23 protein-coding genes are annotated in these 24,595 nt (G+C 47.4%); 5 read left to right on the plus strand and 18 right to left on the minus strand.

The window, feature by feature from the left end:
• Window positions 1-267: 267 nt before the first annotated feature.
• On the plus strand, window positions 268-1,434 hold the full coding sequence (ampC, locus tag XBJ1_RS16465; RefSeq protein ID WP_071822526.1) for a class C beta-lactamase: 1,167 nt from the start codon (window positions 268-270) through the stop codon (window positions 1,432-1,434).
• Between the two features lie 193 nt (window positions 1,435-1,627).
• Here ampC and XBJ1_RS16470 read toward each other — a convergent pair whose 3' ends face one another.
• The 4 genes from XBJ1_RS16470 to XBJ1_RS16485 all read right to left on the minus strand — a co-directional run bounded on the left by XBJ1_RS16470 (window position 1,628) and on the right by XBJ1_RS16485 (window position 3,564).
• The gene (locus XBJ1_RS16470; protein WP_012990169.1) at window positions 1,628-1,927 is read right to left on the minus strand and encodes a YqjK-like family protein; all 300 of its coding nucleotides are present in this window, start codon (window positions 1,925-1,927) and stop codon (window positions 1,628-1,630) included.
• A complete protein-coding gene (locus XBJ1_RS16475; protein WP_012990170.1) occupies window positions 1,920-2,321 on the minus strand; it encodes a phage holin family protein in 402 nt (133 codons plus the stop codon). The genes XBJ1_RS16470 and XBJ1_RS16475 overlap by 8 nt, the downstream gene beginning before the upstream one ends.
• Before the next feature lies 1 nt (window position 2,322).
• The gene (locus XBJ1_RS16480) at window positions 2,323-2,628 is read right to left on the minus strand and encodes a DUF883 family protein (protein ID WP_012990171.1); all 306 of its coding nucleotides are present in this window, start codon (window positions 2,626-2,628) and stop codon (window positions 2,323-2,325) included.
• Window positions 2,629-2,895: 267 nt separating this feature from the next.
• Window positions 2,896-3,564 (minus strand): DedA family protein, encoded by a 669-nt coding sequence (locus tag XBJ1_RS16485; protein ID WP_012990172.1) that lies wholly within the window; start codon window positions 3,562-3,564, stop codon window positions 2,896-2,898.
• 543 nt (window positions 3,565-4,107) lie between these two features.
• On the opposite strand from XBJ1_RS16485, the gene sstT reads away from it, so the two are divergent.
• Window positions 4,108-5,352 carry a serine/threonine transporter SstT gene (gene sstT / locus XBJ1_RS16490; RefSeq protein WP_012990173.1) on the plus strand — a complete coding sequence of 415 codons (1,245 nt, stop codon included), beginning with the start codon at window positions 4,108-4,110 and terminating at the stop codon, window positions 5,350-5,352.
• An 83-nt stretch (window positions 5,353-5,435) separates the two neighbouring features.
• On the opposite strand, the gene XBJ1_RS16495 is transcribed toward sstT, so the two are convergent.
• The gene (locus XBJ1_RS16495) at window positions 5,436-7,457 is read right to left on the minus strand and encodes an FAD-dependent oxidoreductase (protein ID WP_012990174.1); all 2,022 of its coding nucleotides are present in this window, start codon (window positions 7,455-7,457) and stop codon (window positions 5,436-5,438) included.
• A gap of 315 nt (window positions 7,458-7,772) precedes the next feature.
• Between XBJ1_RS16495 and XBJ1_RS16500 the strand changes: the two genes are divergently transcribed.
• On the plus strand, window positions 7,773-8,369 hold the full coding sequence (locus XBJ1_RS16500) for a GNAT family N-acetyltransferase (RefSeq protein ID WP_012990175.1): 597 nt from the start codon (window positions 7,773-7,775) through the stop codon (window positions 8,367-8,369).
• Window positions 8,370-8,401: 32 nt separating this feature from the next.
• Here XBJ1_RS16500 and XBJ1_RS16505 read toward each other — a convergent pair whose 3' ends face one another.
• From XBJ1_RS16505 to XBJ1_RS22825, 12 genes are all read right to left on the minus strand, one after another.
• Entirely contained in the window at window positions 8,402-9,337 is a 936-nt protein-coding gene (locus XBJ1_RS16505) for a VirK/YbjX family protein (RefSeq protein ID WP_012990176.1), read from the minus strand.
• 392 nt (window positions 9,338-9,729) lie between these two features.
• A complete protein-coding gene (locus tag XBJ1_RS16510) occupies window positions 9,730-10,164 on the minus strand; it encodes a GNAT family N-acetyltransferase (RefSeq protein WP_012990177.1) in 435 nt (144 codons plus the stop codon).
• Window positions 10,165-10,199: 35 nt separating this feature from the next.
• Complete coding sequence (locus XBJ1_RS16515; RefSeq protein WP_012990178.1) at window positions 10,200-11,351, minus strand: MFS transporter; 1,152 nt, start codon at window positions 11,349-11,351, stop codon at window positions 10,200-10,202.
• A gap of 374 nt (window positions 11,352-11,725) precedes the next feature.
• The gene (locus XBJ1_RS16520) at window positions 11,726-13,081 is read right to left on the minus strand and encodes a DUF6687 family protein (RefSeq protein ID WP_038199392.1); all 1,356 of its coding nucleotides are present in this window, start codon (window positions 13,079-13,081) and stop codon (window positions 11,726-11,728) included.
• A complete protein-coding gene (locus XBJ1_RS16525) occupies window positions 13,078-13,590 on the minus strand; it encodes a DUF2165 family protein (protein WP_012990180.1) in 513 nt (170 codons plus the stop codon). The genes XBJ1_RS16520 and XBJ1_RS16525 overlap by 4 nt, the downstream gene beginning before the upstream one ends.
• Before the next feature lie 35 nt (window positions 13,591-13,625).
• Window positions 13,626-15,029, minus strand: coding sequence for an MFS transporter (locus tag XBJ1_RS16530; RefSeq protein ID WP_012990181.1), 1,404 nt, complete (start codon window positions 15,027-15,029; stop codon window positions 13,626-13,628).
• A gap of 37 nt (window positions 15,030-15,066) precedes the next feature.
• Window positions 15,067-15,930 (minus strand): VOC family protein, encoded by an 864-nt coding sequence (locus XBJ1_RS16535; protein ID WP_012990182.1) that lies wholly within the window; start codon window positions 15,928-15,930, stop codon window positions 15,067-15,069.
• A gap of 2 nt (window positions 15,931-15,932) precedes the next feature.
• A complete protein-coding gene (locus XBJ1_RS16540) occupies window positions 15,933-16,985 on the minus strand; it encodes a methyltransferase (protein WP_012990183.1) in 1,053 nt (350 codons plus the stop codon).
• A 91-nt stretch (window positions 16,986-17,076) separates the two neighbouring features.
• Window positions 17,077-18,060 (minus strand): formylglycine-generating enzyme family protein, encoded by a 984-nt coding sequence (locus XBJ1_RS16545; protein WP_012990184.1) that lies wholly within the window; start codon window positions 18,058-18,060, stop codon window positions 17,077-17,079.
• Between the two features lie 15 nt (window positions 18,061-18,075).
• On the minus strand, window positions 18,076-18,771 hold the full coding sequence (locus XBJ1_RS16550; RefSeq protein WP_012990185.1) for a class I SAM-dependent methyltransferase: 696 nt from the start codon (window positions 18,769-18,771) through the stop codon (window positions 18,076-18,078).
• Window positions 18,768-20,465, minus strand: a complete 1,698-nt coding sequence (locus XBJ1_RS16555; RefSeq protein ID WP_012990186.1) for a WD40 repeat domain-containing protein — start codon at window positions 20,463-20,465, stop codon at window positions 18,768-18,770. The genes XBJ1_RS16550 and XBJ1_RS16555 overlap by 4 nt, the downstream gene beginning before the upstream one ends.
• Window positions 20,462-20,719: a GTP cyclohydrolase gene (locus XBJ1_RS22825; protein ID WP_012990187.1), complete on the minus strand. Its 258-nt coding sequence runs from the start codon at window positions 20,717-20,719 to the stop codon at window positions 20,462-20,464. The genes XBJ1_RS16555 and XBJ1_RS22825 overlap by 4 nt, the downstream gene beginning before the upstream one ends.
• Before the next feature lie 392 nt (window positions 20,720-21,111).
• Between XBJ1_RS22825 and XBJ1_RS16565 the strand changes: the two genes are divergently transcribed.
• On the plus strand, window positions 21,112-21,756 hold the full coding sequence (locus XBJ1_RS16565; RefSeq protein ID WP_329840990.1) for an ArsR/SmtB family transcription factor: 645 nt from the start codon (window positions 21,112-21,114) through the stop codon (window positions 21,754-21,756).
• Window positions 21,757-21,809: 53 nt separating this feature from the next.
• On the opposite strand, the gene XBJ1_RS16570 is transcribed toward XBJ1_RS16565, so the two are convergent.
• Entirely contained in the window at window positions 21,810-23,018 is a 1,209-nt protein-coding gene (locus tag XBJ1_RS16570; RefSeq protein WP_012990189.1) for an MFS transporter, read from the minus strand.
• Between the two features lie 598 nt (window positions 23,019-23,616).
• Between XBJ1_RS16570 and XBJ1_RS16575 the strand changes: the two genes are divergently transcribed.
• Window positions 23,617-23,853, plus strand: a complete 237-nt coding sequence (locus XBJ1_RS16575; RefSeq protein ID WP_071822527.1) for a transposase — start codon at window positions 23,617-23,619, stop codon at window positions 23,851-23,853.
• Window positions 23,854-24,595: the final 742 nt, after the last annotated feature.

Consider the following 24,595-nt stretch of genomic DNA (forward strand, 5'->3'; position numbering starts at 1 on the left):
TCTTGTTTTTTTGAACATAAACCTTCAATTAAAATCTCTTTTCTGTCCTCTCTTCGAAAGATAATTACAATGGTTCTTCACTTTCCGCAATCGGCCTGTCCCCGAGGCTTTTTAAGGCCTGTAATTTCTCCGGCGGAGTACTGACACAACTGGCCAGTGACTTAAACATTTCGTGATTGCATACCTTGGGGTTTGAGGTCCATTGGAGCGAAAAACCTACGTTTAAAGAGTAACAGTCTGATATATCAACCTATGAAAGATTTCCCAATGATGAAAAAATTTGTAATCAATACCTTGGCCTTTGCCACAATAGCAACCTCTCCGTTTTATGCCTCAGCACAAAAAACACTGACGGCGCAACAGGTTGAAAAAATTGTCAATGATACGCTTACGCCGCTGCTCGAAAAACAGGATATTCCCGGTATGGCTGTCGCTGTGATTTATGATGGAAAGCCGCAATTTTTTAACTACGGCGTGGCGGATATAAAAACTCAACGCCCGATAACGGAAAATACCCTGTTTGAACTAGGTTCGGTCAGCAAGACCTTTACCGGGATCGCCGGGGGATATGCCATGCAAACCGATATTCTAAATCTTAATGATCCGGTGACGGCGTACAGTCCTGAGCTAACGGGCAGTCAGTGGCGGGATGTTAAAATGCTGCATCTGGCGACGTACACTGCGGGGGGACTTCCTCTTCAGCTCCCGGATTCGGTCACGGATCAGAAGTCATTGTGGCAGTACTACCAGCAATGGAAGCCACTGTCGGCACCTGGGATGATACGCAATTACTCCAATGCCAGTATTGGCTTATTCGGTGCGCTGGCTGTAAATAAAAGCCAGTTGACATTTGAAACCTATATGACGAAGTATGTTTTCCTGCCTTTAAAACTGACGCATACTTTTATAACCGTCCCTGAATCTATGCAGTCAGATTACGCGTGGGGATATAAGAATGGTCAACCGGTTCGCGTCACACCGGGCATGTTGAGTGCAGAAGCCTACGGGGTAAAATCTACCACGCAAGATATGGTGAAATATATGCAGGCCAATATGGCTCCGGACAGCCTGCCTGCCGATAACGATAAGTTAAAGAAGGCTATCCTCGCGGCTCAGTCTCGTTATTACCAAGTGGGAAACATGTTCCAGGGATTGGGATGGGAAATGCATAACTGGCCTATCAATCCGCAGAGGGTGATTGCCGACAGCAACAATGACATCGCTTTACAACCGCGTGAGGTTGAGGCACTGATACCGCCACGCTCTGCCGTACCGGCATCCTGGGTGCATAAGACCGGCGGTACCGATGGCTTTGGAGCTTATATTGCTTTCATCCCGGAGGAGAAAATTGGCATTGTAATGTTGGCTAACAAGAACTATCCAAATCCTGTCCGCGTGGAAGCTGCGTATCATATTCTTAAGGCATTGCGTTAAGGGTGATGCTGTGTCGGATAAGCGCGGTCTGGTAACAGGCTGCCTTATCTGACGGAAGTAGTTCTGCTAATTTTGCTTATATAAAAACGCTCAAGTTTTGAAGGCTTTTATTTTTTATGGCACAGAGAGAGCAAAGGACTGAGCGATACATTTATCTTGATTGGCTATAAAACTAAGATTGGAGACGGGAAATTTAGGTTATTGCGACCGATAAAACCGACTTAATCCCCCTAATAAATCCCAAAAGGCTAACCATACGGCGTGACCCGCGATAAAACTTCATGGGATGGCATATCCCATAGATCAGTGCGATACCCGAGCCAATGGCGACATAAGGCTTGAAGGCAGATAGGGTTTGCCAACCTCTGTCATAAGGCTGAGTGATATCAAGCCAGTGTTGGGTACACTCTGAAAGTGAGTGCCGTTGCTGCTGTATTTCCAGTAATAACTGCTGTTTTCGCCATTCTCGCTGTTGGCACCGTGACTTATTCATGATGGTCATCCTCCAGCATTTTGCGATCTATTTTTAGCTGTTCACGGGTTGAATTGAAAAAAATCAGCTTTCTGCTTTTCCTGATCGTCCATATTGCACCAAATACGGCAAGAATCAGCAGAATGCCTGCGGTAATAGCCATTGCCGTTGCTCGATAAACAGGATCAATGACCCAGAATATCAATATTAACAGGCACATCAGGCCAAAGGTCGCAAGTAATAGCGTGAACCCAATCAGCAGCAGCAACTGCACCAGCGTGGCCGTATTTTCTTCCAACTCAACGGCTATGAGCCGGATACGGGTTTCAACCATGCTAACAACAATCGCTGCCACTCGTCGTAAAGTATCAAAGATCCCTTTGCCGGGGCCTTGTGAACGGGGTGATTGGATCATCTCAGCGTTTTGCCAGTAGAATACCTAACACAACACCAACTGCTGCACCGATTCCTACACCTGTCCACGGATTGTCACGAACATAATTATCCGCACGACCTGCCATTTCCTTTGTTTGATCGACCAACTTATCGCTGGCATCACTGAGCGTGACTCGCGCATCTTTCAACGTTTTTTCTGCTTTACTACGTAGTTTTTCCAATTCAGCCTTGGATTTGTCACCGGAACTATTGAGAACTTCTTCCAGCGTATCCGCAAGGGATTGCAATTCAGTACGTAAATCTTCAGAGTTTTTCTTCTGCGACATATTATGCTCCTGAAATATACGATGGATGAATTTCTAACATAGTCTCTTTTATAAGGAGTTTAAAGCACAGATGTCAAAAATCATCCTGTTCTTCCTGAGATTAATCTTAAATTCTGTTTGACAGATAGCTATTGGATAAAGAAATAGGAAGGCCAGTTGAGGAGGAAATTTACCGGAAGTTCAATACCCTGTGGTATGTTTTGGCTCGATACCACAGGGAAAAGCCAGCCTTTGTATTGGCAGAAGAAAAATTATCACGACAGGATATTACTGAGGAGGATGGTTAGCACGTCTCTTACGCCAGATGACCGTCAGACTGCCAATTAAGCCAATGAGTAGCAAACCCAGTGGTAACAGAACGAGAAAATTCATCACATATTCTTCGTATTGACGGAAAAGCGGACTTTTGCCAAGAAAATAACCTAAAGTAGTTAATATGATGACCCACAGGAACCCACTTAACCAGTTGAAAATCTGGAAACGTCCGTTTTTCAGCCCAGCAATTCCTGCCAGTGTTGGCAGCAGGGTTCTGACAAATGCAAGGAAACGACCGATCAGCAGTGCAGATAAACCGTGGCGGTGGAACAGATTGTGCGCACGTTGGTAATAATGAGTGGGAAGATGTGACAGCCAGCCTTGAACCAATTTGGTATTACCAAGCCACCGTCCCTGAAGATAACCCACCCAGCAACCAAGGCTTGCTCCGGCGGTGAGAATGAATATCGTCGCGGGGAAGCTCATGGCATCTTTTGCGATCAAAACGCCAACTAATATCAACAGGCTATCGCCCGGTAAAAAAGCCGCAGGCAATATCCCATTTTCCAGAAACAGGATCGTAAATAGCAGGATGTAGATTGCCCATACTAATGATGGGTTAGCCAGTGTTTCATAATCTTGGTGCCAAAGTGCATAAATCAAGTCTGTTACAATTTCCATCAAATGTTCCTAAAACGCGGATTAAGGATTACATCTTACTTTTATGGTGTATTTCTGGTGCATTCCTGTTGGGTACTTTGAAAATACAAAATATTAAGTACCGATTGTCATAAAATACCCTCGAACTTCTTTCAAAATGGCATAAAAACTAACAGGGACACTCTAACAAAATCAGCAGTAGCGAGACAGGAAATTTTGGTGACCAATTGAACATTCATTCAAATGTAAAAGTAAATTCTTCGATATATATCAATTGATTAATTATTGGGTGAAGTTTTCCCAAAATAGCATGATTTAATTATTTATCATGTGGACTGCTTGAATTTATGTTTTTTTATTATGCTTCACACCACACCGTTGTATGGCTGCAATCAGAATATTGCCATTCCGATCACACAAATGTAAGCAATTTGTTATCAAATATTGTGTTGTCTGTATATTTCAATTAATTATTCGTTTTAGTTTTTTTCATTTCCCTATACTGGGGAAGCAAACACAAAAACAACAGGCTCATTGAGCCAAAAAATATCAAATGGGTGGGCTATGGAAAAACGACAAAAAGGCTTTGTGCAATATATTGTACAGGGAAGCCTTGTCACTCAAATTATTATTGGATTAATTGCAGGGATATTATTGGCATGGCTGCTACCTTCTACGGCTCAATCGGCTGATTTGCTTGGCTCTCTCTTCGTAAGTGCTCTTAAAGCTGTTGCCCCTGTGTTGGTCTGGATATTGGTGATGTCCTCGATTGCAAACCATAAAAAAGGACAAAAAACCAGTATTCGCCCGATCTTGATCCTTTATCTGCTTGGAACATTCGGTGCAGCGGTCGTGGCGGTTATCGGCAGTACGTTGTTTCCGTCAACGCTGATACTGGTGACTACTGATGCCAAAATTTCACCGCCAGACAATATCGTTGAAGTTATTAGAGGAATTTTGCTTAACATCGTTGTTAACCCGATTGATGCGATATTAAAAGGCAATTATGTTGGCATTCTGGCATGGTCAATTGGTTTAGGTATTGCTTTACGTCATGCCAAAGAATCGACCAAATCTCTGGTTCAGGATCTGGCTGAGGCTGTTACGCAGCTTGTGCGTGTTGTGATTCGTCTGGCACCCATCGGGATCTTTGGTCTGGTGGCTTCAACTATTGCCACAACCGGCTTCGAAGCACTGCTTGGCTATGTTCGACTGCTGGCTGTTCTGCTTGGCTGTATGATTATCGTTGCCTTAGTGATTAATCCGCTGATTGTTTACTGGACAATTCGCCGCAACCCTTATCCGTTGGTTTTTGCCTGCCTGCGTGAAAGTGGTGTGACAGCATTCTTTACCCGTAGTTCTGCGGCTAACATTCCCGTTAATATGGCAATGTGTCGCCGTATGAATCTGAATGAGGATACCTATTCAGTTTCTATCCCATTGGGGGCAACCATCAATATGGCGGGTGCAGCGGTTACGATCACGGTGCTGACGCTGGCCGCAGTCAATACACTGGATATGACGGTTGGCCTGCCAACTGCTATTTTGCTGAGTGTGGTTTCTGTGATTGGTGCGTGTGGATCATCGGGAGTGGCGGGTGGCTCTTTGTTGTTGATCCCACTAGCGTGCAGCATATTCGGTATTTCCAATGAAATCGCCATGCAAGTTGTTGCGGTTGGTTTCATTATCGGTGTGTTGCAGGATTCTGCCGAAACTGGCCTGAATTCTTCCACTGACGTGCTGTTTACCGCTGCGGCTTGTCAGGCAGAAGATGCCCGTCTTAATGCGGATCAGTTGGCTCAACGTTAATGATTGTCTGAAATAAAAACGGTGGTAATCAGCGGATAGCTTTTTATCACCGTTTCTACATTTAAGGTCTAAAACTTGTGCAGCTAAATCTTAAGCGCCAATCTGGCTCCCTGATCAATTGCTCTGCGGGCATCTAGCTCTACCGCGACATCGGCACCACCAATCACATGCACATTCTTCCCCATCGTTTGCAGCGGCTGATAAAGATCTTTCAATGGCTCCTGCCCTGCGCAGATAATCACATTGTCCACTTCGAGACATTGCTGTTCACCGTTGCGACTGATATGCAGCCCCTGATCATCAATCTTCAGGTACTGTACGCTGTTCAGCATCGTGATACCCCGCATCAACAGGCTGGCGCGGTGAACCCACCCGGTGGTTTTTCCCAAACCTTCTCCGACTTTCGAATTCTTACGTTGCAGCAGATAAATTTTTCGTGGAGAACGTTCCATTTGTGCCCCTTCTGGCTGTAATCCACCACGATGGGAGAGAGTTTGATCGATGCCCCATTCTTGGCTAAACGCATGACTACTCAAGCTGGTGCTTTGCCCATTTTGGCTCAGGTATTCTGCCGTATCGAAGCCAATACCCCCTGCACCGATAATGGCGACACGTGGCCCTACATTGCATTTATGTTTCAATACATCAAGGTAAGTCAGCACTTTTTCATGGTTGATGCCATCAATATCTGGCGTCCGTGGGATGATGCCCGTGGCAATGACGATCTCATCAAACGACGCAAGCTGACCGGCTGTTGCGGTGTGATTGAGCTTTACCTCAACACCGTTTAATGCCAATTGGCGATCAAAATAGCGCAGCGTTTCGTAAAACTCTTCTTTGCCGGGGATCTGTTTGGCGATATTAAATTGCCCGCCAATCTTATTGTCACGTTCAAATAGCGTGACATGATGCCCTTGGCTGGCCGCCGTGACAGCAAAGGACAACCCCGCTGGGCCGGCGCCAATCACTGCGATAGTTTTAGGTTCCTTCACTGGCTCTGCGATGAATTCAGTTTCATGGCAGGCGCGTGGATTGACCAGGCACGAAGTCAACTTCCCGACAAATATTCTGTCCAGACAGGCTTGGTTGCAGCCAATACACGTATTGATTTCGTCAGCGCGGTTTTGCTCGGCTTTTAAAACAAATTCAGCGTCAGCGAGGAAAGGGCGCGCCATGGAAACCATATCGGCACAGCCTTCACTGAGTGTCTGTTCAGCTACATGGGGATCATTGATACGATTGGTAGTAATCAACGGAATGCTGACTTTTCCCATTAGTTTTTGAGTTACCCAACTGAAGCCGGCTCTCGGCACCATTGTTGCGATAGTTGGAATGCGAGCTTCATGCCAGCCGATCCCCGTATTGATGATGGACGCGCCGGCTTTTTCAATTTCCTTCGCCAGTTGTTCGATCTCTTGCCAGTCAGAACCTTCTTCCACTAAATCCAGCATGGAGAGACGATAGATAATAATAAACTGTTCTCCTGTGATGGCGCGGGCAGCTTTAACAATTTCCACGGCAAAACGCATACGATTTTCGAAGTTTCCTCCCCACTTATCCTGCCGGTGATTAGTGCGGGCGACCAGAAACTGATTGATGAGATAGCCCTCTGAACCCATGATTTCGACACCATCATATCCGGCCTGTTGTGCGAGCCGGGCGCAACGTGCGAAATCTCTGATCGTCTGCTGGATATCTTCCTCAGACATTTCACGGGGCTTAAAAGGATTAATCGGTGCTTGAATGGCAGAAGGAGCAACAAGGTTTTTCTGGTAGCTGTAACGTCCTGTATGCAAGATTTGCAGGGCTATCTTCCCGCCCGCCTGATGTACGGCATCCGTGATGACTTGATGATGAGACAGGGTATCTTCATTATTCAGAATACTTGCACCGGCTGTAACAACACCCTGTCCGTTTGGGGCGATACCGCCGGTTACAATCAATGCTACACCGCCAGCCGCCCGTTCTGCATAGAACCGCGCCAGTCGTCGGGCACCATCGGGATGTTCTTCAAGCCCGGTATGCATTGACCCCATCAAAACACGGTTTTTCAGGGTGGTAAAGCCCAAATCCAGCGGGGCCAGCAGGTGAGGGTAATTGCTCATTGCATTCTCCATCGAATATTTGGTGACTTAAAAGTATTATTGTTTTCAGTATGACTAAGTGGTCGGATGAGATTGAGATCAAATTTAGACGGTTCCAGCCTGATTGGAACCATTTTGTTAAGCGATTGTGACAAGTATCAAGAAATGATGTGCCAGTAAAAACCGTTCTTCAAATTCTGGGATTTAATGTGAATATATTTAAAAATAGTTCAGCGTTTCTTTTATGCCGATGATATTTTAATCTTTATGGCGTATGGATGGAGTTGATCCCTCTGTATAGGCTGCTTGGATGAAATCGAGAATATTGGAGTGAGCATGAAGAAAATAACCGAATGGGTCATATTATCTGGAAAGTTCGTTACTCTGGTGCCTTTGGAACATAACAGGCATGATGAATTTGTGCGGGCTATTGAAGAGGGGCAATTGCATCAGCTGTGGTATACCAATATTCCTGAACCCGCTAATGTGAAGGCTGATATCGAACGCCGTTTGGCGTTGCATGAACAGGGCAGTATGTTGCCTTTTACTGTGATTGATAACCAAACCGGTGTGGCAGTTGGCATGACCACCTATATGAATATTGATGCCAAAACTCCCAGACTGGAGATTGGCTCAACATGGTATGCACGTTCTGCCCAGAGAACGCCTATCAATACAGAAGCTAAATATCTACTGCTGGAATATGCGTTTGAACAACTTGGCGGTGTTGCCGTGGAATTTCGTACCCATTTTCTGAATCACCAAAGCCGCAGAGCTATCGAGCGTCTGGGTGCAAAACTGGATGGTATTCTGCGCAGTCACTTGCGTGCAAAGGATGGTTCAATAAGAGACACTTGTGTATACAGCATGCTTGCCAGCGAGTGGCCTGCCATTAAAACTCATCTTTTATGGCTAATGGCAAAGCCACGCTAAACACGCGATCAAGTATCCCCTTTTGATGATAATTAATCAGTCAGGGCTGCTTTGATATGGTTATCCAGCTCGTCCAGCAGTTGGTAACGGCGGCGATATTCGGCGCGTTTCTTGCTGGCGATTTCTTCCAGGGATTTCCTTTCTATGGCTGATGGCAGATGGAAATCATTATTTTCCTTCCTGATACCATTCAGGGATTCCCAGAAGGCGTTATAATCGGCCACCATCTTATCTTTCTTTTTATGCCAATAGCGGATACTGCGATAAATATGTGTCTCATTGCTGACCGCCAAGATCTGCTCACAATTCGCATGAGAGGCAAAACGGCAGATGGATTCAATCAACAAACGTTTAGGAAATAATCCATAACATTCTTTGGTGGCATGGCGGATAATATCCAGAGAACTATCCATTTTAGCAGGGCCTTGTAATACACCAATGAATAATGTTTGCTTACCCTTAATCGTCAATAAAGTGAATGCGCATTTCGCCAGAATGACATTTTCTGTTGTGGTAATATATAACGAAAGCTCACCTTCTTTATTAAGATTATCCAATGAATCAATATATATCATGAATGATTCATTTTTACCCTGAACCGTTGCCAGCAAATAAGCATGAGTATCAAATATTTTGTTGATAACAGCCGGCTCTAATTGTTCAAATAATATCTTATAATGTTCATTAAGTGCACAAACAATCTGTTTACGCTTGAAATTGATGCTCAAATATGGACGATGCAATTTGCAGGGCAAGCTGGGTTGCTTTTTTAAAATATCCTTATAAAGCGGTGTCTTAGCAATTTTATTTAAAAGCTTAAGTGTAGAAATAGGCGTAAAAATGCTGCGCAGAGCGAATTTAGTTCGATAACTGGAAGAATGCCAGTATTCACCGGGGGTAACACGCTTTCCGACAAGATCAGCAAACAGCTTCATACCTGAAGAAGCAGGTTGTTGTAGATAATTCATTAGGATTAAACTCAATAACTAAAAACTTTGCCAAGTATATCATTGATTCACTCAATGATATTAAAACGTTTGTAAATCATTTAATTACTTTAAATTTCTTTATTTAATGTTTTTTATGCAGACCTTTGTTGATAAATCTTATTATTTATTTAATGTTATTAAAGAGGAATTTATTAGTATTAATGGTTAGAATAAATAAAATTATATTAATATATTCATATAAATAATGAGTTATTTATTTTATATTCTTTATAAATAAGATGTAATTGTTAATATATTTGAGTAAAATTGTAATTTATTCTCCAGAATAGCCCAATTTGCTGTTTAACATTCTGGGCTATCAATGTGGCTTATTCTTGTTTGTCTAAAACGGAAATGAATATCGGCTGAATTTAAGCGAGTTTCATATGCAATAGTGGAAATGGATTCCCTTGCCCATCGACTGCTGAACGGGCAAAAACCTGAAACCCCATATGCTTATAGAAGCCAACACCTTGTTCATTCTGTTCGTTTACATCCAGTTCGTTGATCTGCAATTCAGTCATTGCAAATGCCAGCAGCATCTTGCCGATCCCTTGACCTCGTGCCTGTGGTGAAATAAATAGCATTTCTACTCGTTGTTGATCGACTGCCACAAATCCTTCGATGATATGTTGATCATTTACAACCTTATAGATGATTAAATTGGGTAAGTAATCATTCAAGATAAGGGGACGTAGATCTTCAATTATAGTTTCAGGCAGAAAATCATGGGTAGCACGCACAGAGGCTTCCCAAATCTGGATAAGAATCGCGAAATCCGTTTCAGTGGCTTGCTTTAAATACATCATATATCTCCGCAGATTATGCCTTGGTTTAGCCACTAGTTTGCCAAAATATGGTCTTTACGGCGCAGGCTCGCCAGTAGCATATAAATAGCAGTGGCCAGTAAGACAATGAAAAAGAAATTCATTAATCCATTGTGTTGCAGCATAAAATTCCCTGCGCCCAGGGGGCCAATGGAGGAGCCGATACTGTAACTTAACAGCATCACTTGAGTTGCAGCCACAATGCAGGATGAATCCAGATTATCGCAGGCCAGCGTGATGGCGATCGGATAGAGTGCAAAGGAAGACATTCCCAGAAGCCCCAATGCCACGATCATTACAATATAATTTTCAGAAAGGTAGATCATTCCCATCGCAAACACGCCGAGTAGTGAAACCATTGCCAGTAACAGCGTTTTGCTCACTATGACAGACAGTCTACTGACAATGGGCTGAATCACCATTCCGCCCAAAATAGTCGCGGCCATTAATACACCAACCTGCTCACCATCGAAGTGGCTTTGGCTTAACGATAAAGGCATCAGACCGTAAATCGTCCCCATGACAACCCCTGACGTAATACAACCGACTATCGCTGGTTTGCTGAATTGGGCAATTTTTTTCAGCGATAAGCTCTGATGCTGGAGAGCGGGAGGTTGCCCTTGGCTTATAAGTAATGGCGGCAGGATGGCTAGCAATAGCAGAGCCAGCACCACAATGAAAGGCACTATACCCTGAGTCCCTATAAAGCCAATAGCCAGCTGACCCAGTGTTGTACCACCATAGAGGGAAGTCATGTAAAAACTCAGACGTTTGGCCCGTTCTTTAGGGCTATCACCCATTAACAACCAAGACTCTACCACGACAAAAATCCCTGCAACGGCGATCCCCGCCACGCAGCGAATAACCAGCCAGATCTCTTTAGTCGGAAAAAAAGGCAAAACAACAACCGTCGTGGCTAAAAGCAGCAAAAAACTAATAAATGAAAAGCGGTGGCCTATTTTGGCAATAACAGGTTCAATCATAGTTGAGCCTATTAATAAACCTACGTAATAAGCGCTGGCCAACCAGCTGGCATAACCCGTATCGATGCTGAAACTTGCCATCGATAACGGAATTAAACTCATTAAGTAACCAGAAGCAATCGCAAATACCGTCAAGCCTGCGACAGGTACAAATGCACTGTCATTGTTGCGCAGCAGTTTCACTACTGTCGTCTCCACATAAAAAATCAGCTAGATATGCGCTGCTTCTCATCAAAATTTTGCCGAATGGCGGTAACGATATATGCCAGGGATTGGGATATATCTTGGTGATTTAAGCAGTAGATAAGTCGCTCAATAACCTTGAGCGCTGCGGACTATAGCCCTTTACTCCGGAGAGATACAATGAGAAAAACTGATACTCATGAATGAAAAGATTCATGAAAGAGTGGGGGAAAATAATTAGTCAATGTTGGGTTAAGGCGCATTGACCTTTTGCTGTTCAATCGATTTGACTGGAACAAAAAATATGTTCCAGTCAAATCGATTGAACAGCCAGATACAAACCTGAAAAATGCTTTTAGCTAGGCCAACTTCCACTACTTTGGCGCAGCATACACACTTGGCGACCAAGCGGCCGGTGCAATCGCGAGGAAGCGTTTCAGTTCACATACTATCGTCTCTACCGACAAGCTACTCAGCGATGCGCCGTCGCGTCCAAGCCGTGGCATAATGTGTTGCACACCATCGTAGTGCCAGCGGCAATCTTTCGTTTCGGCTGACTGTAACGCCCGCGCTAAAATCGATAGATCACGACGCGGCCGTGGCGCAGCGGAATGTAACTCCACCCATCCTTCATAACGCTGATGGACGACTATGTCGCCCTGCGTGACGAGTGCAATCGTCGATAATGGCGTGCGGTTGTGGAAGGCAATAGACGAAAGTCCGAAGTAACGTTGCGGTACGCGTACATATGGCACATTAGAAGTAGGTAGACGGAATACCGCAAGATCAATCTCAGGATACTGCTCAACCATCACGTTCGGACTGTCGAGTAGCACTTCCGTTTCCATATGATGCTGCTCGGCGTCACGCCAAAGCGCATCATGGATCACAGAAGCATCCAGTAAGTCACGCAATGCCGGCAGCAGCGTGCGGAAAAGTGCCGTAATGCGCACACTTTCGTTTGGTACCGTTCCCGCGGCGTGCAATGCTTGCTCAGTGATTGCGTTCAGCGCGAATGCGAGTCGGCGCGCCTTCGTGCTATGACCACACGCGAAATCACCGAACCGTGCGACGTCGGCGAGAAGTTGTCCATGACTCTGCGCATGTTCAGGCGCGATCAGTGCGTAGACAGATGCGAGCCCGTCTAAATCAAAGTGGTCGGTCGTCACGTGCCGCACATCAGGATACTCTGACATGTCAGGCAAAAAGCGCAGTACGCTCTCAGTCGACAGGTTTGCTTGGTAGCGTGCGGGAGTCCGGTTCGCTGGCCAGTGCGACAGTGTAAGCCGTGTGGCTGTATTATGGATCGCGTCGGCTGCTATATTCGGCACGTTGCGCGTCTCTTCGAACGGCAGGAAAGCGAGGCGATCGCTGGGCGATAACCGTACTGCTTGGATAGGTGATGACGAGGCCGCAACGGTAACTTTCGGCGTGAGCACGGCAAGGCGAGCACCGTCAGCATCAGACTCACGCCATTCAAGTTCGCCATGACGGCTGAGATCGTAATACAGCACTGCAAGATTTTGGCGTCGTAGGTCGTATGGATTGCCGTTTCGTGTAATGGTCCCTCCTCCCGCAATCAGGTTTTGTAGATCGAAGAATTGATTGTCACGGATCGCGACAACGCGGCTTGCGAGAAGCCGCAGTTCAAATCCATCGAGCTTAGCGGCAACGTCATCATCAACCTGCACGAAGCAATCACCGTCGTGAAGAGGAAGGGAATTTATCATCGAATGTCTCCTATCAACTCGGATGTCATACTGAGATGGAACAACAAAAATGCGGCTATCGACCAGATGATGATAGCGATGTGTGTAAGTTGCAGACCTTCTTGGCGTATCCAGTAGCCATACCACAATCCCCCCAGTAACAGCACGAATGCGCACGCAGCAAAGCCGGTAATACCCACGCTGAGCCATAATAGCGTGTCCGGGTGTGATGCAGCCGTTGTCAGTAGCAAATAGCCGCTGATCCACATAGCGATAGCGGTCAGTGCCTGCAATATCACAATGACGGCAAGCGCAGCGCTATGTATCGCCCGTGATGTTGTTGCACGACGCAGCAACGGGGTATTCACGGGCGGTTCCTGTTTGAGCAGCGTCATGCTCATCATGCGACCTACTGTGCCCGTCGTCACTGTGAATGACTGCACATTATTGATCATGCCTATTGTCGCCCATCCGGCTATCCCGAACGCATGCAGAGCCTTAAATAGAGCAATTCCGGTTATCGGATCCATGATGAGTCCTTATTAATTGGAGACGTTCGGCGCGTCTATGTGAGGCGTACACGGCGTACGACAAACGTAGCGAGCACCGGAGCAATTGCAAAGACAGCGAACAGCCACATAGCGGCATTCTGCGCGCCAGCCAAACCACCTGGGTCAGAGAATCCGGCAAGATTCGCTACGATGCCTGCAAATGCGGAGCCAATGGCTGTCGCATACAGTTGCACCGTCGTGATCGACGTCGACGCAAGATCTTCCTGACCAGCAGGCGCGTTTGTAAACACCTGCGTGAGCAGATGCGGCCAGGCGGCACCAATACCAGCTCCAACCGCTGCGAGCGCTATGCACATCAACGTAAGGCTAGAAACCGGGCTGAGCAGATGCTGCGATGGCATGATGACTGCGAGCATGATGAGCGCAAGCACAACGAGAATTGGGCCTCGCCGCACAAGCGCCTGCGCAGTATGTGCGCTGCGTCCGGAGCTGAATAGCGAGCCAGCTGTCCAACCCGCCGCCATCAGTGCAGTCGCATAGCCGGCGATTAACGGCTGATAGCCGTGGATGGTCTGCAGAAAATACGGCACGAATATCTCGGTCGTCATCCCGATTACAAGCAGGCTCATGCATGCATAAATTGCACCAAGAGATGCGCGCACATCGTATGCGCCGGTCGGCAGTAGTTTAATTTTCGACTTACGATCAACGCGCGCAATCAACACGACGATCACGAGTCCAGCTGCGACACCGGCGATGTTTGCAAAAATCTCCTTCGACAGGCTGGCGACCGATATGATAAGTACCGATACACCGAGCAGCAGGATTTTGCCAATTGCGGCCCGATCCGTCTGTGCACTAGATTTCTCATAGGCGGGCAACTGGACGAGTACGATCACAGCAAGCACGGCGGCAACAGGCAAAAGAGCGATAAATGCAAGACGCCAAGTGTCTGAGTGCGCAAAGATGCCGCCGATTGCAGGGCCGCAGAGTGTTGCGATACCCCACATACCGGACACCATCGCCATTGCGCGGGGCCACAACCGCCCGTCGAATACGATACGGATGAGTGCGTAGCTGAGTGCAAACAGAATGCCACCGCCGAAGCCCTGCACAAATCGTCCAACAAGCATCCACAACATGTCCTTTGCACTTGCACACACGAGCGTTCCCACACAAAACACGATGAGAGCGACGAGATAAGCAGCACGTGGTCCGAAACGGCTTAGCACGTTTTTGGACAATGGCGCGCCAATAATCGATGCAACCATGAACAGCGTGGTGTTCCATGCATAGTACTCAAGCCCACCAATATCTCGTACGACGGACGGTAGGATTGTCGTCGCGATATAGATATTGATCGCATGTAGCGCGACTCCTCCTGCAAGCGCGATTGAAAGCAAGCCGTTGCGTCCGGAAAGCAGTTCCCCCCAAGAGGGGGCATTGTTAGAACTCATGGACTACCTCGTCTGTTGATAGGTTGAATAATGGTCATCAGGCCTGCGAAAAATGCTGTGAGATGAGATGCGGGTTACTCTCAAGCATTTCAATTTCCGGAGAATAGATCTCGATGACAAGACCGTCCGGATCTTCAAAGTAGAAAGCGGTACGCACACGATCCGGCCCAGTATGGTAGCCAATAGTTGGACCGTTACCCTTTACGATCTTGATACCACCGTCCGCCCCTACTATTGCTGCGATCGACTTGACACCTTCGGGGTCTGTGCGCACACCAAAATGGTAGCCGGGTGGGTAGGTAACAGTATCTGTTTGTTCGATAAAGAAATCGAATCCGTTTAGCTCCATCACAACCTTCTTTGGACCTAGGTTGTAGCAATAGGAAGCGCCTAAGATACGATGGTAGAAATCGACAGATTTGTCGAGATCCCGGGCGAGGATATTGATATGGTTCACACGTAGCTCGTGCGGCCTGCCATCTTCAGGTTTGTCGCGTAAGCGCCGCCACATTTTGATGCAGGCAGTAAACGTAGCGAAGCCTGCGAGCCAGTCGCGTACGACATCAGATGACGTACCCACAGATTCCATCTCAAGCGCGAGAGGATAGCAGAACACGCCCTGAGGATTTTCGTGCCATATCGCAGAAGCTTCACCGCCGGTATTTTTCGGATCGATACCGATCTGCGCGACAGCAATCCACCCAACTCCAGCGAGTCGCTCATTATTTATCGCAGTCGACGCACCATGAGAAAGCACAAACATCCCATCCGGCGTTGTATTGTCCACCTCTGCCATACTCAATCGGTAGCCGGCCGCTGCGCATTGCTCGGATAACACACGAGTGATCTGTTCTGCGTCTGTGGGATTAATATCAAGATTGATCAGTTTGAAGGTAAGCATAGTTATACCTCACTGGCAGGGCGTTGACCGATGAGAAGTGTGTAGCGGCCAATTGATAGCTCACTGATAGACAAGCCATTTCCATGTACAGCGCGAGCTATCCACTGCGTCGGATGTAGCTCGCCGTGATTGGTATTAACCATCATGTGAAGCGAGAAGTCAGCAGATAGCGCAGGCGTGACACGATTTTCATCCATTGTCATTGTGAGGAGCAAGAGTGCACCACCTGGCTTCACAAGACAGGCAGCGTGACGGATCACCGCAAGCGCCTCTGTTTCATTAAAGTAGTGAAGGCAATCGTTCAACATAACGACGTCGGCGGCGGCTCTCTCAAAATTGAGAGCGTCAAGCAGGTTTTTCTCACAAAACTTGAGTCGCCCACTGAGGCCGTATGCTTCAATCGTTTTTTGCGCCGCGTCGCGGGTCGTGGGTAGATCCCATATCTGGCCTGTTAGCTGTGGATGACGGAGTAACGCCTCCGCAAGGTAGGTACCATGCCCACCGGCAAGGTCGATCGATGTATTCGCGTTCGTGAAGATATTGAGGCCGCTTACGACATCACGCATGGGCTGGCTCAGACGTACCATCGCGTCATTAAACGCATCGCGAGCGCGTTCATCGCGCATGAAACGGTTTTCCTGTTGGAAATCGAGAGGCTTTTCGCTGCGTAAAATTTCGCCAAGCCGGGGCCAGTTGTCCCACTGAAGATGCTGATGCTCAACAATCGCACCTATGTAATCAGAACTCTTACTTGTCAAGTATCGCGTAGTCAACTCAGTATTCAAAAACTCGTTGCCAGCCTTCTTCAGAAGCCCGAGAGCAACAAGCGCGTTTAACAGGATTAACACCTTACCCTCGACCATGCCGAGATTCCCGGCAACTTTGGCTGACGTGCAGCTTTCCTGCGTCAAATCAAATAGCTTTTCAGCAACGGCATAGTGCAGGACTGCCGATTGCCGGTATTGATCGGACAATTTAACCAAGTCGACGACTGAAGTCAGTGCAACTTTATCGTTTGTCGACTCATAGATTGTCTCAGTGGCTAGCTCGCTCATTGAAGTCCCTCGTTAAATAATATGGTTTTTGGGAAACCGGTACACCTCACACTACAGTCAGAACGCGGTCGAATCACAATCCTGACCATGCTCAAAGCGACTCCACGAGCCGAAAACCCATCGCGTAGATGTCACGCTGGTAGTGGCCGTGACGACGTGCACAGCGTGTCAGATCACCAAAGCGCGTGAAGCTGCCACCACGTGCGATCCGATAGCTACCCTGAGTGCTTGCGAGGTCATCGTTAATGACTTCGCCGCCAGGGTAGGGAGAGTAATCGTCGGCGACATATTCCTCGACATTGCCGGCGAGATCGTCGATGCCAAACGTGCTACGACCAAGAGGAAAGATACCGACAGGCGTTGTCGACAAAGGCCCAGCTTCGACCGTATTGGCTGCGTAAGGATCGAACTCGTTACCCCACGGATACTCGGAACCAGTGCCTCCAGAAGCTGCGTACTCCCATTCGGCTTCTCCAGGCAACCGAAAACGCCGACCTGTAGCCTCGCTCAGCCAATCTGCATACGCTTCTGCTGCTTCCGGAGGGACAGACCAGACGGGATGATTTGCCCGTTCGACTGGATAGACACCGAAGGGCCAGGATGTCGGAAACCATGGCGCTCGCGTCTGCTCAAGAAAGAGCCGATATTCGAGATTGGTGACAGGATAACGCATAATCCGGAATGCCTTGATTTCCACGTTGTAGCATGGGCATTCCTTAGCTATCCATTCCTCGATTACACCGACACGCTGCCATTCAGCAACGATCTGTGGAACCCGTTCCGGTGCAGTGCCGAGCCAAACGCTTGCGCCGGGTACGTCACACATTTCTGGATCAAACGGACGAATACGTGGATCGCCCGAAAAGCTGAGCAATGTACCCGCTGCGTAACGGCGTTCAAATGATGTGGACGGATTCTGCGCGATTGCGATCCACTCTGCCGGCTCAGATTGCAGTAGATCGAGATGCATTGAAAACACCGTCGTGGGCATGCGGGCAACGAATATATTTTCAGGCAACGCCATCGCTGCACGGTCACTGAGATGGTTAGGGTTGTCGGCGAGAATAGGTTTCATGGGTATGGCCTCGCCTTAGTAGGAAGAAGATTTTCTAACTGTCAGAACCAAATAGTTCAGTCCGGCTGTTGGGCGCGGTACTCGGTGCACACTGACAAGAGTGAAATGCGCGGCGCGCAGCAACTCGGTAAGCTCAGAATCGGTGAACTCGCGATAAAGCCGTCGCATTTTATTTGCGTACAGCCGACCCGGCTCTTTCGACTCAAACACTGATATTGTGAAGAGCCCGGTTGGGCGTAAAAGCTTGTGGATGCGCCTGAGATACACAACGTAGGCGTCTGGATGTTGATGATGTAGGCAGCCATTGTCGAGCACACCATCAAAAAGGTTCTCACCGTCTAGTTCAGTCACTGGCGTTATGCGGAATTGCACCTGGCTACCCCAGTTCTGTACTAGTTGTGTCCACTCGGGAAGTTCGACGAGGTCAACCGCAGTGACCCGATGACCTTGCGCGAGTAAGAACCCAGTATCACGTCCGCGACCTGCGCCAGCGTCCAGGACATCGGAAGAACGACCGAGATGAGCATGCAAGATTGCACTTGCCTGCTGCATTGCAGCCTCTTCGGTCCAGACATCGCGCCCTTCGTTATAACTCGACACAAAATCCGAGCGTAACACCTTTTCATAATCACGCGGTGCCGTGCTTGGAACGTCAACAGGAACGATTGTCCGCTGAGCATCAATATAATGTGGTTTGGTGTTACTGCTCATATGGGCTCCATCGGGATGTGATAGACATTGCCGTCATATGAACTCGCAAGAAACACATGTGTGATCGGATCGTAGCTGAGGGATGACACGCCCGCAGTCGTCACCCACATATTGATCACCCAGAGGTCATCGATACGGTCGTAAATAGCGACACGGCCGTTATAGCTGCCAGTTGCGATATAGCGACCGTTAACTCCCGCAGAAACACATTTGAGCGAGTGCGTGTGGGGAGTCGCGATGACATCTGCCTGGTGATCTGGTGACCATATCCGCAATTTCAGATCGCGGCTCACCGACGCAAAATAGCCATCACCGAGGCCTATACAGCCATTCGCGATCTTCTCGTGTGCGCGCTTAAGCGTATACACCTGCTCAAGTGTTGACACGCGATACCAAGCCGCTGACGCGTCTGCCGCAATGGAGAAAAGCAGATCACCAGAGATAGCGACGCCCTTAACGGCGTTATCATGCAGTGGCAGATCAGCGACGTGCGTTACCTGAGAACCATCGATACGCAGCACAATACCTTCGCCCGTGTATGCACCGATCACCGCATGATCGATGCCATTACGCTTGAATGACACGCCGCAGTTTAGTGGCGAACGATGCTGGTACAATTCGTGACCAGTACGCGCATCAAACACTTTACCGAGCTGCCCACCTGTCAGGATCACGTCACCTACGGGCGTAAGAAAGTTGCACAGACTGCCCGTGTGTGTGTGCTCACGCTGGTCGATCCACACGATGCCTGCATCACCAATCGTCCATTGTTGGCCGTCGACTAACGCGGCTGCATTGACGACGAGTGTCGGCGCGAGTTCAGCCAAATCCCATTCATCGGTCTTCCAGTTATACAGACGATAGCTTGCTTGGAAAGTCGCGAACACAATGTGATCGTCACCTTCGAAGGAACATGAACGTGGCCATACTTCAGGCGGCAGCGACGCGCTCACGAGTTCTTCTAACTGTCCAAATGGCTCCACTTTCCATAGCCGCATTGTGCGGTCGTATGACAGTGACACCAGAAGCCCCCTGTTGTGGTCAAGCACGAGACGCTTCACACCCGCATCATGCGCCCTGAACGTCACCTGCGAGCCGTCAGTACCGATTAAAATTATCTCTCCTTCGTCGTTGCCAGCGAAGATGCGTCCGTCTGCTGCGATAGCGATAGTATCGGTCTCAATGCCACCGAGATCGATGTCAGCGACGAGGCAGTTTTTCTCAAGTGACCAACGCTTGATCGTACCATCGTCGCTTGACGAGACAAGCTCGTCAGCATTATGCATCCATTCAACCGAGATTACGTCAGCTGAATGGCCTTTGAACGTCTGCAACAGCTTGCCACTGAAATCGTACACCCGGACATGATGGTCGCGTGAAGCGGTTGCGACCAGAGGCTTATCGGGATGAAATACGCTCATTTCTACATCGTCCTCATGATCGGCGAACACGGCGACCAACCGCAGGTCGGGTACAGTCCAGAGCCGAGCACTATAATCGGATGATGACGTTACGGCGTAAGCACCATCGGGTGAGAATACGCCCTGATTCGCAAGGTGATCGTGCATCGCACGGGCGAGCGGACGCTGGGTTTTTGCATCCCACAGAATGATCTGGTTATCGTAGCCGGCTGTTAAAACGTACTTATCGCGGTACGCGGCAATCCCGCTGATCGGTGCATGATGAGTGATCATTGGAGTTCTCTGCCGCAGTCACAACGCTCAGAGCCGAATACATCGTCTGTTAGGTATTCGGAATGCATGCGAACGTGCGGTGAGTTACCGAGCGGTTCAAAGACGATCACAGGATACTCGCTGGTGTCGCAAGGGCCAGATAACGTTACCATCTCGGCTTCAAACCTCTGGTGACGGGTACGAGGATGTATAGGAACTTTGACGCGGGTCCGAACAGATGCGTTCAGTGTTAAGATGATTTGAGCTTCATTCATTCTGTGTCCCTCGTAGTTAGTCAACCCGTATTTTATTTAGCCACGATGGTTGGCAATAGATAAATTACTACGCCTATCGTAGGAACAGCTTCGCAAAAAAACCGCAACCTGCCAGTACAAACAACAAGAATGACATCTTCTCGGTGAAGCAAAAATCACGGTTGAGTCTAAATCAGACACCGACCAGAACCGTCTATGACCACGGAGTCCAGTACGGTATATGCGTGAATTCGCTCAATCTGCGGTCAGCTTATCTCATCAATCTATCATTCCAGCAATAAATGGATCAATGGCGCGATTAGACTAATTATGTTATCTATGTCGCAAATGTTGATATTTGAAGCTTTTACTTTATGAAGACGATTAATCGTACCTCTCATGCTCTTAGCGAAATGGCGGATTTCGCCAAGACACTTGGACATTCACATCGATTGACCTTGATTGAGGCAATCTTTCGGCACGAAAGCTCGGTGGAGCATTTGGCAGAGATATCCGGCCTATCCATCACCAATACTTCACAACATTTGCAGCAATTGCGACGTGCAGGGTTCGTCCAAACCCGTCGCGAAGGCAAACATGTCCTGTATCGGATTGGTGACGGCCCAGTTGCAAATATACTGGCTGCGTTACGAGACTATCTTGCTTATCAGCAAACGGAGATTCAGCGTGTCGTCTCCGACAGCATTCATCATCCAGAGCACTTAGAAGGTGTCTCTATTGAAGAACTGCTCCGCAGGCAGGAGGAAGGAGTACTACTTCTGGACGTGCGCTCGGAAGAGGATTACGCCGCAGGGCACATTCCGGGAGCCATCAATATTCCAACAGACGCTCTCGTACACCATCTTGGAGAACTGCCTCGCAATCAGGATATTCTCGCTTATTGTGGTGGGCGATATTGTGTGCTCTCTACTCAGGCGGTTTCATTACTGCGATCCAAAGGATTCAAAGCCCTACGCCTTGGAGATGGATTCCCAGGATGGCAAGCAGCAGGTTTACGTGTAGAAGTTTCTCCAATTAGGTTGAAGAAGCTCCAGTGAAAGATTCACGGCACTATGCCCGCTGCCAGCGCGGGCGGCCTGATTCAGAGTGATTAGTGGAAGGTCGGCTCGGCGCCAGCCGATGACGTGGCACGAAGTGTACGCAGCCCTAAAAGCACAATAACCACCATGACCAATCCCGCGACAATGGCTACACCGAACCCTGTCCGCGCGCCATAGACGTCGATGACAATGCCCGTAAATATGCTACCGAGCGCTACGCCGATGCTGAAGCCAGTCGTCATCCACGTGAGTCCTTCGGTGATCCTGGACGGTGGCACAATGATCGTACCGAGATTCATGACGATAATCATCGTTGGGGCAAATGACACGCCTGCCACAAAGAGCATCCCAGACAAGATGTAGACATTCGGTGAAAAAATAGTCAATACAGCTGTGACTGAAGTTACCAGTACACCAATGAAGAACTGCTTTTCAATCGGTAAGGAAACCCTTAATACGCCGAACATCAGACCCGCGATCATTGAGCCGAGCGCATAGGCTGCCAGAATGAAACTGGCAGACGCTGGCCAGCCTTGTGCGTTGGCGAAGGCAACCACAGCCACATTGATAGATCCGCCAATCGTCCCCATCGCCAGAAGCGCCAGAACGATGGTACGAACGCCGGGGATAAGTAAGGTCGAGCTTGCGTTCCTCCTGATACCTACGGCGATCTTCGGTTCTGTCTCCCTTTGCAGAAGAAATGTTGTCACGCCGATGATCAGAAGCAACACGGCAACAAGAGGTCCGGCTTCGGCGAAAAAACTGGTGCTCAGGCCAATGGCGAGTGGTGGGCCGATTATAAAAGCGAGTTCAGTTAGAACAGTGTCCAGGGAAAAGGCCGTGTGTAATTGTGGCTTACCACGGAAAAGCTGCGTCCAGCGTGCTCTTATCATAGCGGGCATGCTTGGCATCGTACCCACCAATACCGCAAGAATAAAAAGCAGTAGAGTCGGCGCATTCATATAGACAGCAATTATCAGCGCCAGCAACATACCAATGCTGAAGGCGGCCATAAAGGGCAGAACTCGACCCTGACCCCGCTGATCAACGAGTTTCGATACCTGTGGGCCGATAAGCGCATTCGTCAGGGCAAATGTACCGGCGATTGAGCCAGCCAGCCAATAAAGACCTGTCTTCTGCACCAACATGGTAATGATGCTGATGCCTATCATTGCCTGTGGCAGACGGACAATGGAACTCGCGATCACTAACCCCATGACGCCGGGGGTTGTGAGAAGTTCGCGGTAAGGATTAGCCATGGTTTCTCCAGTTACAATATTTCTGCCCGTGAAAAACAAGATTCATGGTCAAGAAAACCAGAATGTTTCTTTTCTACAGTCGAGATAAACAATGATCTTTGAGAATACTCAGCAAGAGGACTTCTATCCGATTTCATCACACATCGAAGTCAATGATGTTATTTCACTAATACGATGCCGCCACATTCTATCTATAGCACCTGAGTGTATCCTTAAGCGATATACATTTCTAGCTCTGGTCAATTAACTAATAATAGTTATATAAACTATATATCAAGGAAACCGATTCTTTCGCCGACAGAAAGATAATCATTGCTGGCTTTACCTGAATATGAATTGACTCTGACCCGTATGACATATTGCAGTAAGCAGGATTGTATCGGCCACCTATGGAAGCACACGGCTTTGAACGACCGCTTACACTGACCAAGTTCGGCGAATCACTTCCCAAAATTATGCAACAACTTACTTTGAATCACCCACACCAGGACATCCGTACGCGAGGAACGGGGATTACTCATGCTTGCCAGAAGAGGCGAACCGCCTCAGATCACCGCTGAGATAGGATGCTGTCTTCGAGTTACAGGATAATGCGCGTATCCACCATGGAATTGAGGAAAAAATCAGAAATCGCTGGTTACGAGAACGTAACATGTTTTTGCTTTATCTTCCTGCCTACAGCCCAAAGCTGAATCTGATTGAAATCATCTGGAAACAAACCAATTATCACTGGCGGCGTTTTATCACCTGGACTCAGGATACAATGGAGTATGAGCTAAATACTCTATTTGAAGATTATGGCAATCAATTTTCAATTAATTTTTTGAGCACTTAAGTAATTTACTTTAATTTAAAACAAAAAATGTAAAATTCTCTATTAATAATATTAATTCATACAAGAATCAACATACAAATACAATATTAATTTCACCTATTATTAAGACTTTCATTAATAAAATTATCAATAAAAAAATATACCATAATAACTATTTTTTTACGTAACAGTTATAAATGAAAATTATTTACAATAAACTCAATAAGAAACGATATTTACCCCTCATAAAACCATTCTATATACGCACAAAACATCAAATTAAATGATATAAAACACTATTGCATTAATCCATCGAATCCATTATTGTTTTATATTTATCCACTGAATAATCATTCAATTTAGTTAATCTATATTTCTTAAAATCTATATTTCTTAACTTTGGTAATTAATAATGAATAGTATTCATAGATTTTCTAACGCAGATATCAAGGCATTATTCCTATTTGTAGCATTCATGTTACTTTATTTATTGCCGGGAATTTATAGTCATACTCCTTGGAAACAGGATGAAAATTATAGTTTTGGTGTGATCCAAACAATGTATGAAACAGGTCATTGGCTAGTTCCCACCAATGCCGGTGAGCCTTTCATGGAAAAGCCACCGCTATATTATTGGACAGCTACTACATTTATTCATTTATTGTCTCAATGGCTGCCTATGTATGACGCCGCAAGAACAGCCACTCTATTTTTCTCCATAATTAATTTTTCATTTTTCATTCTTCTGGCTCGCCGTGCATTT

It is taken from the genome of Xenorhabdus bovienii SS-2004 (genome assembly GCF_000027225.1).
Taxonomy (GTDB): Bacteria; Pseudomonadota; Gammaproteobacteria; order Enterobacterales; family Enterobacteriaceae; genus Xenorhabdus; species Xenorhabdus bovienii_C.